Raw genomic sequence first — 13,324 nt, forward strand, 5'->3', positions numbered from 1 at the left:
AGTTGAAATGTCTGACTACGGTTTAGAGGGTAGTGGTACTAGTTCCTTTTAAGCATTTAGTCTTTTTTTATTATTATAGCTACGGGAAGTAGCTCAGCTTGGTAGAGCACTTGGTTTGGGACCAAGGGGTCGCAGGTTCGAATCCTGTCTTCCCGACCATTTTGTCATTATTTAAGCCTGCACCAAAAAAATTTTTTAAGGTGTTAGGTACTGAGATAAATGTGTCGAAGAATCCGCTAGAATTAGCGGATTCTTTTTTATTGTGCGCTTTAATGCTTATTACGGGGTCGAAGCTATCAGCAGCTTCATAAGATAGGTTGCAACTTGAGTATACAAGAACTTTAGCAAATAATGCTTGGTTAAACAAGTGTTTGATATAATTGGGTGCAGTAGCATACACTTTATGGCAACCTTCGATCATCTCAAGAATTCGACTATAGTTCTCTTTTGCATGTTGACCATAATTAACATGGAGCTTCAATTGGTTATCAATACCGATAAGTGAATTTTTCAAAGTGGCTTGTTCCTTTTTGAAAAGTTCGATTGGAATTGCATCTTCATAATGGGCTTCTAGTAATTTCCTTTGTTTTCTTTTTTGACCACTCCTTATTCATTTTTTTGTGTCTCACCAATGTCTTACCTCCCTTGTCAAATAGTCTTTTGACCTCTTCTTTTTATTATATAGACATGGCTCGCAAAAGTCTTTATTCTTATCTAAATAGGACGAAAATATATAGTTCGTCCAACGCATTCCATGCTTTTCTTTTGCATCTGCAAATATTCGTTCAATTGTCTGTTTTCTCTTTCTATACATTTCTTTATTCAACGTCGTATGGCGTTGATGTTCAAGTTTGTCCATCAGATCAGCCCAAACATATCGAGTCACAACTTTTTGATGTTTTTCACTCAGAGTACAGGGTTCAAGTAATGGACAATGAATGCAGAGTTTTGGATTAGATTTATACGTTCGATAGCTCTCACGAGTGATTGTTGAAAATGACAAATGACTTATACCTTGAGAACAAAAATAAATATCATTAAACATAAATACTTCATAATCGAAGTAACCACTTTTGAAAAGTATAACTCATGTGGTTAATAAAAGTTAAACATAATAAAATATATAGTGGTACTGATTAGTATTGAAATCAATATATAGATGGAGGTGTGTACTATGGCTTGTAAAACACGCTCATAATAGACTTTAACAGTTAGACCAGAGCTTGGGACAAACACCCATGAGGGCGATCGCCCTCACCGAACAGAATGAAAACGAAAGTGATCGACCTGCAGGCTTTTTCCTGTCATACTTAGAGATGACAGGAGTGGCTTGTAGGTCGATCACTTATTGAGGTTCTGCTCCAAGTAACCTTGAGGGACAAACTAGATCATTCTACTTATTTGCACCAATCATTAGGTCATAGAACCTGCGTATAAAAATAAATTGTTTCTATAAGTAGAATAACCTCTTCTGTAATTTTTTTCAAGGAGGAATGTTGAAAATGGAAGATGTACTTCGTTCTTGTTGTGCTGGATTAGACATCCATCAAAAAGTAATTGTTGCGTGCATTATTCGTTCTGCTGAAGGGAAAAAACGCCCAGAAAAATTCTTTGGTAGTTTTGATACGACAACTCGTGGTCTTTTTGACCTATCTGATTGGTTGACTTCTTACGAAGTCACACATATAAGTATGGAAAGTACCGGTGTTTATTGGAAATGCGTGTGGCGGATTTTACAGAATCATTTTGAGCTGCAGTTAGCGAATCCTCGTCACATCAAAAATATTCCAGGAAAAAAAACGGATATGAAAGATGCGGAATGGATTGCTCGTCTCACACGATTAGGAGTCGTTCCTACAAGTTTTGTTCCACCAGAACCTATTCAAGAATTGAGAGATTTAACACGTTATCGCAAACATTTAGTGGAAGATTTGAATCGGGAAAAAAATCGCGGACACATGGTAATACAGAATGCTGGAATCAAATTAACCTCGGTGATTAAAGATATCTACGGAAAATCAGGTAGAGCGTTGCTCTATGCTTTAGTAAAAAACAGGCCAATCACAGAAACACTCATTTTAGAGTGTGTTTATACAACATTACGCAGAAAAGTGCCTCAATTGCTTGAATCCCTAGAAAAACAATTAGTAGAAGTCGAAGAAACAATAAACGACTATCTCGTTCCTTATGAAGAATACGTAGAACGTTTAGAGGAAATCCCTGGAATCAATCGAAGAACGGCGGCAGTTGTACTTGCAGAAGTAGGAATAGATATGTCTGTTTTCCTCTCATCTGGGCATTTGGCTTCATGGGCAGGAGCGAGTCCAGGAAATAATCAAAGTGCTGGAAAGACGCGAAGTAAACGGGTAGGAAAAGGAAATTCTTATCTAAAAAAAGTCTTAGCACAAGGGGCACTGGCGGTTTCCCAAGGGAAACCTACTCGAATTCAAGCATTTTTCTTTCGAGTAAGAAGAAATGCTGGACACAAAAAATCGGTTGTAGCGACCGTTCATTTATTGTTACGTATCATTTATCGGATGTTTTCCGATCAGTCCCGCTATGATGAACTTGGAGAAAGTTATTTAAAAAATAGAAAGAACACTCTAATATATAACTGCTAAAGTGTTCTAGACCAATTATGGCTAACTACGCATTAGGTAGGAGGTAGCCTTTTTTTGTTTTTTTTACGAGTTTAGTTTTCGTATAATAAGTCCTAACGAAAAATCCAGATACCAGTCAAATTGATTGGCATCTGGATTATTTTTAAAAATTATACCACAAATCAAGTCATTCTTCCTCTAGATTTTAGCTTTCAGTTAGAAAATAATGATATCGCATTCGCTATTGATCAATTAGTTGAAAGTATTCCCGAGGCACATTTTCTTCCTTTTCACCATCAAATGGGCCCTTCTTCTTATCATCCGAAAATGATGATGAAGATGATTTTATGTGCCTATACACAATCTGTGTTCTCTGGTCGAAAGATTGAAGCTTTAACGAAGGATAGTATCCGGATGATGTGGCTCACTCAAAGTTATCAGCCGAGCTATCGAACGATCAATCGTTTCCGTGTGAATCCCTTAGTGAACGCACTCCTTCGGGAGTGCTTCGTCCAATTCCGTAGTCAATTAGTCAAGGAACAATTAATCGATGAAGATGACATTTTTATAGATGGCACAAAGATTGAAGCCAACGCAAATAAATATACCTTTGTTTGGAGAAAATCCGTTGATAACTTTGACAAAAAGCTCACTGAGAAATCAACCTTCCTTTATAATGAATTTTCGAAATTATTCTATTCGTACAGATAAGTATGGGTTTACACGGTATTTAAAACAATATGAACGTGAAGACTGCTCGAATAGTCCTCTTCGAAGCCAATGTACAAAAGCGAAGAGTAACAAGAATTGTGGGATTCATAAGAACATGAACTGGGAATACTTTAAAGCGAGGATTCAACAGCTACTTTCAGAAGCAAAAACAGGTAAACTCTACCGTCAACGAAAAATTGACGTTGAACCAGCTTTCGGACATTTGAAAGCTTGTTTAGGCTTCACTCGGTTCTCTGTTCGAGGAAAACAGAAGACACATAATGAAATTGGCTTTGCGTTAATGGCTGTAAATTTAAGGAAATATCGATTGAATAGACCCAATAATAAACATGATTCTCCCCATAATCTAAAAAATAGAAGACTGAAAATCTTTTTTATGATTTTCGGTCTTCTATTTTTTGGTTCTTAGGACTTACGTCCCAAACTCTAGTTTGCATGGTAGGAATGGGTGTTGGAATATACTTAGTAAGATACTGTATTTGGAACAGTTAGAATAGACTAATTCTGGCTTTTTTTTTGTATTTTAAGCATAAAATAGAAGAAAAAAGTATTTCTATAATTTCTTAATAAACTGTGAATAAAAGAAAAAATTTTGTTGCTTAGCATAAAGTATTAAAAAAATGCTGGCTTTTTATTAGAATTAAGTTAAAAAAGGTGGAGATTAAATGGGTGAAAGGATGAGAATGTTTATTGCATTATTCTTATGTAAGAAAAAATGTATTCCACAAAAGAAATTATGTGAAGGAATTATAAGTGAAAGTCATTTTTCAAATATGATATCAGGTAAGTATCATTTTGACCAGCAAACATATTTTTTGATGTTAGATAGAATGCAGGTATCAAATCATTTTAAAAATATGAGATTAACAAATGAGTTATTTAAACATTTTTTTATTGATAATATTTATGAGATCGCTGATTTATTTTCAAATTGTCAATTTGAGTCTGCAATGTTCAAATTAGACTGTATTAATTTTGATATTTTCTATTCTTTAATCAATAAAATGTCTGAATTAATTTCTTCAGAAGATTCAAATGTTATAGAACTAGTTTTTTGCTTAAAAAAAATTTATGAAGGAGCCTCTGCTTGTAATGAGCAGTTGATAAAAATAGGAAGATGTACGGATAGTATCGAGAAGAAAGTGAATTGGCAAGTTGAAGAAGTTATACAAATTATGGCAAGTTTAAATACAGAGGTCGAAAATACTGTTTTTCAAGATGAAGTGAGTGATTCAGACTGTAATCAAAAGCAATTAATGCTGCTTATCATGGAGCATATAACAAAAGAAAGCTTTCAAGATAGTCTAGAATTGATTGATAAGAATAATGAGAAATTACCTAAAGACAATTTTCTAAAGATCATTAAGAGTTTTTGCTTGTTAGAAATTCGCGAAAAGGAACTTGCAAAAGAAGAATTAAAAAAAGTCAAAGGAATAATTTACAATAAAACACTAGAGCATATTTATATGTATTGTTGTATTAATTTAGAAGAAAATATTAATTTTTTACATTATGAAGAGACAATGCTTTTGTGTTGTAGTTTTTTTTGTAACAATCATGTGCTTTTATATCAAAAAGCTGCTATTAGAAGCTTGGCCCATTTTTATTTTAATCATAGAAAATATAAAAAAGCTGCTGAATACTTAATAAAATCAGAAAAGTTGACTAAATATACTATGTGCAACAAAAAAGTTCGTTAATATAAAACAAGAATTCCTTAAATAAATACTGTTTGAATAGGTAAAATGAACAAAAAATTATTATAGCAACTTAGGAAGGAGAATGCGATATTCTATATAAAAATGTGATTAAAAATGCAAAAAATAGTCCTTATAAAATTATTTTTAAGTCAGGGAAAAATGAACTAACTAATAAAATCTTATATGAAAAAACTCAATGTTGTATAAATTACTTCAATGCCCATAAAATATTTGATCAAAGTATATTAATTGAATTTTTTGATGAGATTGAAATTATTCCTATATTGATAGCTACAATTACTTTAGGAATAAATATCTGTTTAGTTGATTTAAAAAGAGAAAGTAAATCAAAAAAACAACGTAGAATTATTTTTCATCCAGAAATAATTATTATGGAGAGTGAGAATGTATTAGTTAATAATGAGATTTCTATCAAGTCAATTTATTCCTCAAAGTATACTGGAAATAAAACTGATATTGACTATTTCATTGAAGATAGACAAGTACTGACCATTTTTACTTCAGGTTCTACAGGTGTACCCAAAGGGATTAAAATAATGATGTCTAATATTTATTTTTGTATCGAATCTATTTTAAAGATATTGAAACTAAGTTCGGAGGATAGAATTGGTCTATTTCTTCCGATTACATTTGATTACGGATTGTATCATATTTTTTTTACAGTAATTAAAAATTGTAGATTAGAATTCTTTTCTGAAGAGTATTCAGAGTTTGCGCTGCTGTCTTTTATTTCAGAGAGAAAAATAACTTTTCTGCCCTCATTACCTAAAACGACAACAAATTTAATCTGGTTGGCCAAAAGAAACAATTTGTTGAATATGTTGTCGTTAAAAACGATAACAAACACAGGAGAATATTTATCTCCTTCAATACAGGAACTAATTTGGGAACAAAATCTAAATTTAAATATCTATTTTATGTACGGCATTACGGAATGTAAGAGAGTTTCTATTTTAACTCCGGAAGAATTCAAATTTAAACCAACTTCTGTAGGAAAACCATTGCCGGGAACAAAAGCTTATGTGATAGATCATGAATCAAATAAATTAAGTGAATATGGTTATGGCGAATTAGTTGTAGAAGGACCAAGTGTTACATTTGGATATTTATCAGATAAATCAACAGAAGAAGCTATCCACTATTTTGAGATTGATAAAGCGCGATATTTTAGAACTGGAGATCAATTTTATATTGATCAGCAAGGTTACTTATTTTTTGAAGGGCGCAGTTCAGAATTTATCAAATATAATGGCTATCGGATTGATCCATTTGAAATAGAATCAATCGCAATGAAAACCCCTGAAGTGGTTTTTGCAAAAGTATTTACACTTGATGACCATTTCTTTTTGGTCTATCAGGGAGAATGTTCAGAAAAAATCGTAAGAGATGGATTAAAGTTTAAACTCGATAAGTACAAAATTCCTAAAGTGTTAAAAATAAAAAAAATGCCATTGACCTCTAACAGAAAAATAGATGTTCTAAAGCTTAAAAAATATTGTGCTGAATTGGAGAGCCCTACTGAATGAAAAGTATAAATATATCAAAACATTTCAATAACAAAGCTTATCAGAAAGATGATCTTGATAATGAGGCTATGCTGACTTTATTGGGTACCGCTTTTCCTTACCCTAAAAATATATTTAGCAATCGATCAGATTATAAAATTTGCTATGATGAAGAATTAGATAATTTTGAAGCGAAAAATAATAATATTAAAATTGAAGCAAAAGAAAAATTTGATTATCTGGGAATCATCGCTTTGGGGTTGTATGGTGATTATATAGAAAAAGTCGTTGTTGGATCAGAAAGAGGCGAGTATGAAGTAGAAGTTAATTTCCCGAATTTTAGCAGAACATCTGTCAATTTTGAGAATACTTCTATTTTTTACACAACAAAATATGTTATTTCCCAACACCCAGAAGCAAGAAAAATCAATCAACAGGCTTCTGTTTTTGAGATGAAGGTACCTTTAGATTCAGAATATAAAGTAGACTATATAAAATTACCAGATAATTTATGTATTCGGATTTTTGCAATCACATTATTTTAAAAATAGAGGGGTAGATTAAATGTTACAAGAGCCACAGTTTAATTGTTTTGAGATGCTTTTAGCAGAAAAATTAAAAGCTATGAATTATGAATTTAAACATTTTTTTTGGAGAGCTGGTTTGGAATATGGAAAGCAATGCCACTCTAATTTATTTACAATCGCTACCCAAGATCATTATTATGATTACTATTTCTTGAACTATTTTGGTATACTTCTTGAGGAAAAAATTAATCCTGCTATTGAAGTGGAAATAGAGCAGAGTGGGAGTTATATAATTAAACTAGATTATTTTTTTCTGAATTACTGTAATATGTATCAAAAAGAGCATCATATTCATGCATTCATAATAGATATAAACGAAGATCTAGTTTCGATTCAGGATAATTACTTTGGCTGTGAGAAAATCATAGAGAAGGAAACCTTACTATCATGGTGGAATTATTCCCAAGAATTTGTTAAATGTAAGTTTGTTCGAATAGAAGTAATAGATGCGGCAACTTGCAAAGAGATTAGTACGTTAGAAGCATTGCAACATAATATAAAATTGATGACTGATCAGAATATATATCAGTCCTATGGGGATTACCAGTTTAGTTATGGATTCGACGCCTTAGAAAAAATTGTAACAGATATTTTAAAAGCAATAGTGAACAAAGATTTTTACAGACTAGATAGCTTCTCAGAAGGAATTGATACTATTCGAAGAAGTAGGAAACAGGCAGCCGATTTTTTTGAGCTTAGAGGTGAAGTAAAAATTCGATCTCTCTATCTTAAAATTTATACTAAATGGTCAAATGTATTTATGTCTATTTTAAAAATAATCGTATCAACTTGTATTCAAGAAGAAATTTATGACACAATGGAGCGATTATTGAAAGAAATAACAGTAATGGAACATGATGCAGTGGATTTTTTAAAAGAAAGGGTCAAAGAGATAAAAAATGAATCTTGAAAAAGTAATCGAAAACTACGGCAGCCCCGTATATATCTATGATTTGAATATAATTTCGAAAGCATATACACGACTGAAAAAAGCTTTACCAAAAGATAGTACTATTTTATATTCAGTGAAATGTAATAACAATCCAGGGGTAATTAGGCATTTAAGTAAGTTAGGTAGTCACTTCGAAGTTGCAAACAAAGAAGAATTTATGCTATTAATAAAAAATAATGTAGAACCTAGCAAAATTCTTTTTACTTCTCCGGCAAAAACGTATAATGAAGTACATTATATGATTTGTCATGGACTTAGTCTGATTTCATGTGAATCTATTCCAGAATTTGAAATGCTCAACCATCTTTGTATGTCATTAAATAAAGAAATTGGCATTTTTATTAGGTTAAACATTTCTTCAAAAAATAGTCACTCATCATTAAAAATGGGGGGCAGTTCGAGTCAATTTGGCATAGATCTCGAGGTTTTTCTAGAAAATATAGACAGGTTTAAATCGGGACACATTACAGTGAAGGGTATACACAGTTTTTTTGGTAGTAATATTACAGACTTGAATGAAATAGTTTCAAATGTAGAAGCGATAGTGGAAATAGGAAATAAAATTGAGCACATGGGTATTTCTTTACAGATGCTAGATTTAGGTGGTGGATTTCCAGCCCCGTATGCAAGTAATGATAATGCATTTGAGCTTACTTCCCTAAAAGAAAATCTTGAAAAATGTTTTATGAAGATTGATAATCGAGAAAGTAAGAAATGTTTCTTTGAATCTGGCAGATATTTGACTTCTGAATCTGGAGTTCTTTTAGGGAGTATTTTATATAAAAAAGTGAGCAAAGGCATACCGTATTTGATTTCAGACGTTGGAATACATTGTTTGAACGGGTTTTCTGGAAGTAGGAGAACACTACCACCTAAAAATGATATCAATTTTATGAATAGTAGCCGGGGAGAAAATTGTTACAGATTAGTTGGGCCGTCATGTTCTCCTTTGGATATCGTTAATTCTCGCGTTGAAACATCAAGAGAGATTTACTCGGGAGACCTATTTTATATAAACAATGTTGGAGCATACGGTTTATCCTCTAGCTTAATCAATTTTTTAAGCAGAGAAGTACCTAAAGAGATTTGCTTTTACAATAATCAAATTGTTTCTATTTCTCAGACTATCATTGAAAAAAGTGAAATTGAATTTTAATTAGATATCTTATAATATTTGGACGTTAATGATCTAAAGTATACATTGTTTTACGTTATTTTTAAAAGACAAAAGAGTTTAGTTAACAGCTTGAAAAACTTAATCACGCTAAAAAAATTTTGGAAAACAGAGATAATCTAGTTTACCTTTTTCTAGTACTTTATAATAAAAGAAGATATTAATCAGTATCAATTTTTGAAAAAGGAGGATAAAATTATGAGAATTAATTCGAAAAAAGAAGTGAAGTTTGATTCAAAAAAAGAAATGAAACTTTGTATGTGAGAAGTTGGATACAAATATGTTTTGTGATGAAATAGAAAATGGAAATATTTTTCTGAACTATAGCCGCGAACTGTCATTAAATTATGATAGTTCGCGGCTATAGTTTTTTTGAATATTTTATAAAAAGCGGTAAAACAAAATGAATGTTTGAAATATGGATTTATATGTATGATAAAAATCTTCTTTTGACCTTTATCTAAATTATTAACTTCAGTTCCTATTTTTACTATAATCGTTAATAATCAAATTCTTTTTTTGTGGAAAGGCTTTGGTAAAAAAATAAATAGTTAGCATAGTAAAATATCGAAAATAACAGGGATATTTGGGAGGAATGCCACCAGACAAAAGATAATTTTTAAAGGTTTTGAAGTCAAAAATGTAGATTGGAGTTATAAAGTGGAAAAAAAATTGGAACGTATTATAAATAATTATTTATATGAAGACATTAAGGAAATTCAAAAGAGTGAAAATTTAAGAAACCTCGGATTAGATTCTATGTCGTCAATTGAGCTTCTGATTTCAATTGAAACTGAATTTGATATTCAAATCCCTGACAGCTATTTAGTTCCTGGAACATTTGAAAATTTTGAGAAGCTTAAAGAGACGATTGAGAGCATACTACTGCCTTGACCAACAATTTTGAAAAGAGGAGAAGGGTTGAAGGAAATAGAAAAAATCAAATACTGCTTTTTTGATATTGATGGAACGATAATTACAAAAACAAATGCCAATGTAAAGCCAGTTTTAAGAAGAGTAGAGCAGTTAAAAAAATTAGGAATTATCTCCATTATTATTAGTGGACGAGAATATGATAGTCTAGAAGAATTTGTAAAAAAGGATCAAATAGACCAATATTTTTATGAGAAATCTTTGGGTCAGTTTGGAAATATTACCTATTCAGAAAGTGGAAAAAATCAATTTATTCACAGACTCAATTCGGAAAGCATAGAAAAAATAATTACGTTTGTTACTAGAAGAGGATATGATTATGCAATTGTCTGTCCAGAACACATCTATACTATAAATAAAAAAAGTAGAATAAAATATCAAATGGTTTTTCAAGTAGCTTCAAGTAGACTAGCCGAGATATCAAGTGATTTGCTTAAACAAAAGCTAAAAGAAGAAGCTGTATTAAGTATTTATATATTTCCTAACACGTCATTTAACTTGGAATATTTAGAGGTAGAAGGTGTAGTCATAAGACAGTACAGAAAGCTTAACACCGTAAGGATTTTTCCTGAAATAACAAAAAAAGAAGGGGCAGCACAGTTTCTTTTTTCAGAATTTAAGGAATCTACATTTCAGAATACGATGTTCTTTGGAAACGATAAAGATGATGTTGAACTGTTAGAAGCAGCTAGTATTGGAGTTAGTGTTAGAGAATCAGAAGCAGAAGCAGTAGAAGCTTCAAATATTTCTTTAACAGGAGAATTAGTTTGTTTTTTAGATTTATTTATTGAAAAATTAATCAATTGGAGAAAAATATGAAAATCAGTGAAATGAAAAAAGAATATAGGTTAGTTACTTTGTTAGCTAAATATTATTTAGATGAAAAAGAAGAGCTTGAACTAATTCATTTAATGGAGAATGGATTAGATTGGTCCGTTGTTTTAGGTCAGTTGGCAATACATCGGATTTTCGGTATTTCTTGGGCAACTGTAAAGAAATACTGTTTTAAAAAAGAAAATTTTTTGTGTTCCTATGATCGATTTATAACGATTTTAGATCAGGAAAATAAATTATTGCAAAGCATTAACAGTGCACAAGAGAAACAAACGCTTAGGATTACCCAAAAAATGACTGAAGAAGCGATTGAATATGTTTTAGTCAAAGGTCTTGCCCTATCTGAATACGGGTATCCAGAAGATGTATACAGAAGTTTTAATGATAATGATATTCTTGTTAAACAAAAAGATCTAGATGCTATTGTCAGAATTGCAAAAGATGAAGGATATGTTTTTGGAAAAAAGGACTATATTCATAATGGAATTAAAGAAGCCACCAGAAAAGCAGTGCTGATGAGGCCTCTGTCTTCTCATGAAATTTATCCATTGATTAAGCAAGTGGATAATGAGTATCTGAATTATCATATTCTGGACTTTCAATTTTCGTTAGATTTATTTTCAACCAATAGAACAGATGAGTATGTAAATAAGATGCATGGTAGCCGATTTTTATATGCTGGAAAAAAAGATAAACAATCTTTTTATTCGTTGAGTTTAATCGATTTGCTTCTTTTCGTCTGTATCCATTTCTACAAAGAAGCTGTATCATTGGAAAAAGTTAAAACCTACAAAGATTTAGCGCTTTATAAGCTTTGTGATGTTCATATTTTGATTCATAAAGTATTGAAAGAAAAAAAACTAGATTCTTTTATTACCAGAGTGGAGGATTTTCAAGTATCTGATGAAGTACTCTATACTTTTTCAATTTGTAATGACTTCTTTGGTTTAAATGAACCTTCAATTTTAGATCTAATAAAAGAATATCCATCTGCCAAGACACATGAATTGTATTCTTTTGATGGGAAAACAAAAATAATTGATTCCTTGCATATTGGAGAACGTGTTTTTGACTTTAATCGTATGGAAAAATATCAACAATTCAGAAAGGAATGAGGCATTATGAAGTATGACTTTAAGTACCATTTACCTGTGGAGGTTCACTTTAAAAAAGGAATTTTGAAGGAGATTTTAGAATATACAAACAGACTGAATATGTCTGCTATCCTAATTCTGACAGATGAAGAAATTAGTAAAAAAAAATGGTTTGAGAAGATGCGGGAAGATTTGTGTAAGGATAGTATCAGCGTAGATGTTTGTCCTTATGTAGTATGCGAACCTACAGATCAGTCTATTAATGCAATTGCAGAAATATGTATGGATTGTTCTTATGATGGAATCATCGGAATAGGCGGTGGCAGTTGTTTGGACTCGGCAAAAGCTGTCAATATATTATTGAGCTCTAAAGCCAATAATATTGAAGACTATCTCGTCCCAAACACAACTTTGGCTGAGAAAAAAATTCCTATGATTTTGATTCCGACAACTGCAGGTACTGGTGCCGAAATTACCAGAGGGACTGTACTATATGATCAACAGCATAAAATTAAGCGGGGATTTAGTAGTGGAGAGTGCTTTGCAGACATCGCGTTGATTGATCCACTAGTAGCAAAAACATTGAAAAAAGAACAGATTGCTGCCTCTGGAGTAGATGCCTTGTCTCATGCACTAGAATCTTATCTTGTTAATGATAAGAATGAAATTTGTCGTTTATTCTCAATCTCTGCACTAAAGCTTATTAGTATGAATCTTGAAAAACTATATCAAAATAATCAGAATGAAGAGGCTGCAGAAAATATGTTTTTAGCAAGTTTGCTAGCAACGATGTCTTTCGCAACTGGTGTAGGTTTAACTTTTTCACATCATATAAGTGATGTATTGGGACCAACATATAAAATACCACATGGTTTTGCGAGTGTATTTACTTTAGTTGAAACAATAAAGCAACTTCGTTCTAAGGATAAGAAAATCGATGAAAAAATGAAGAATATTGAGACTGCAATTGGTAACAGTTGTATTGAACAGACTTTGATAGAAATGTTTGAAAATCTGCAGGTTCCACATTTTACTGAGTATACTGATCCTATTAATAAACTAGAATTAGATAGTTTGTATAACAAAATAAACTCAAGTGATTACAGAGGTGTAGCTTTAGAAAACAGAGAGTTAATGATTGTTCTGAGAAAGTGTTTACAGAAAGAAAAACCCTAAGAACGATAAAATGAAA

The 13,324-nt window shown here is 31.5% G+C and carries 10 protein-coding genes, 1 tRNA gene and 2 pseudogenes; 12 read left to right on the plus strand and 1 reads right to left on the minus strand.

All coding sequences use genetic code 11. The annotated features are described in order from the left end of the window. Positions 1–82: 82 nt before the first annotated feature. Positions 83–159 (plus strand) — tRNA-Pro (locus IGJ50_RS00005). A gap of 580 nt (positions 160–739) precedes the next feature. On the opposite strand, the pseudogene IGJ50_RS00010 reads toward IGJ50_RS00005, so the two are convergent. Then, positions 740–1,075 (minus strand): annotated as a pseudogene (locus IGJ50_RS00010) (transposase); the annotation flags it as partial. Positions 1,076–1,502: 427 nt separating this feature from the next. Between IGJ50_RS00010 and IGJ50_RS00015 the strand changes: the two are divergent. The 11 genes and pseudogenes from IGJ50_RS00015 (at position 1,503) to IGJ50_RS00065 (ending at position 13,308) form a co-directional block, all read left to right on the plus strand. Then, positions 1,503–2,621 (plus strand): IS110 family transposase, encoded by a 1,119-nt coding sequence (locus IGJ50_RS00015; protein WP_429948228.1) that lies wholly within the window; start codon positions 1,503–1,505, stop codon positions 2,619–2,621. 138 nt (positions 2,622–2,759) lie between these two features. Then, positions 2,760–3,741 (plus strand): annotated as a pseudogene (locus IGJ50_RS00020) (transposase). A 256-nt stretch (positions 3,742–3,997) separates the two neighbouring features. Continuing rightward, entirely contained in the window at positions 3,998–5,032 is a 1,035-nt protein-coding gene (locus IGJ50_RS00025) for a hypothetical protein (protein ID WP_429948230.1), read from the plus strand. Positions 5,033–5,136: 104 nt separating this feature from the next. Then, entirely contained in the window at positions 5,137–6,579 is a 1,443-nt protein-coding gene (locus IGJ50_RS00030) for a class I adenylate-forming enzyme family protein (RefSeq protein WP_429948231.1), read from the plus strand. Continuing rightward, positions 6,576–7,103: a hypothetical protein gene (locus tag IGJ50_RS00035; protein ID WP_069639717.1), complete on the plus strand. Its 528-nt coding sequence runs from the start codon at positions 6,576–6,578 to the stop codon at positions 7,101–7,103. Before IGJ50_RS00030 ends, IGJ50_RS00035 begins: the two co-directional genes overlap by 4 nt. A gap of 19 nt (positions 7,104–7,122) precedes the next feature. Further along, entirely contained in the window at positions 7,123–8,055 is a 933-nt protein-coding gene (locus tag IGJ50_RS00040) for a hypothetical protein (protein WP_069639718.1), read from the plus strand. After that, on the plus strand, positions 8,045–9,253 hold the full coding sequence (locus tag IGJ50_RS00045) for a hypothetical protein (RefSeq protein ID WP_069639719.1): 1,209 nt from the start codon (positions 8,045–8,047) through the stop codon (positions 9,251–9,253). Before IGJ50_RS00040 ends, IGJ50_RS00045 begins: the two co-directional genes overlap by 11 nt. A 678-nt stretch (positions 9,254–9,931) precedes the next feature. Then, a complete protein-coding gene (locus tag IGJ50_RS00050; RefSeq protein ID WP_069639720.1) occupies positions 9,932–10,165 on the plus strand; it encodes a phosphopantetheine-binding protein in 234 nt (77 codons plus the stop codon). Positions 10,166–10,192: 27 nt separating this feature from the next. Continuing rightward, positions 10,193–11,023, plus strand: a complete 831-nt coding sequence (locus IGJ50_RS00055; protein WP_429948233.1) for an HAD hydrolase family protein — start codon at positions 10,193–10,195, stop codon at positions 11,021–11,023. Between the two features lie 11 nt (positions 11,024–11,034). Further along, complete coding sequence (locus IGJ50_RS00060) at positions 11,035–12,153, plus strand: nucleotidyltransferase family protein (RefSeq protein WP_157804674.1); 1,119 nt, start codon at positions 11,035–11,037, stop codon at positions 12,151–12,153. 6 nt (positions 12,154–12,159) lie between these two features. Next, positions 12,160–13,308 carry an iron-containing alcohol dehydrogenase family protein gene (locus IGJ50_RS00065; protein WP_429948234.1) on the plus strand — a complete coding sequence of 383 codons (1,149 nt, stop codon included), beginning with the start codon at positions 12,160–12,162 and terminating at the stop codon, positions 13,306–13,308. Positions 13,309–13,324 lie beyond the last annotated feature (16 nt).

Source organism: Enterococcus sp. AZ101 (genome assembly GCF_050499005.1).
GTDB classification, from domain to species: domain Bacteria; phylum Bacillota; class Bacilli; order Lactobacillales; family Enterococcaceae; genus Enterococcus_L; species Enterococcus_L ureilyticus.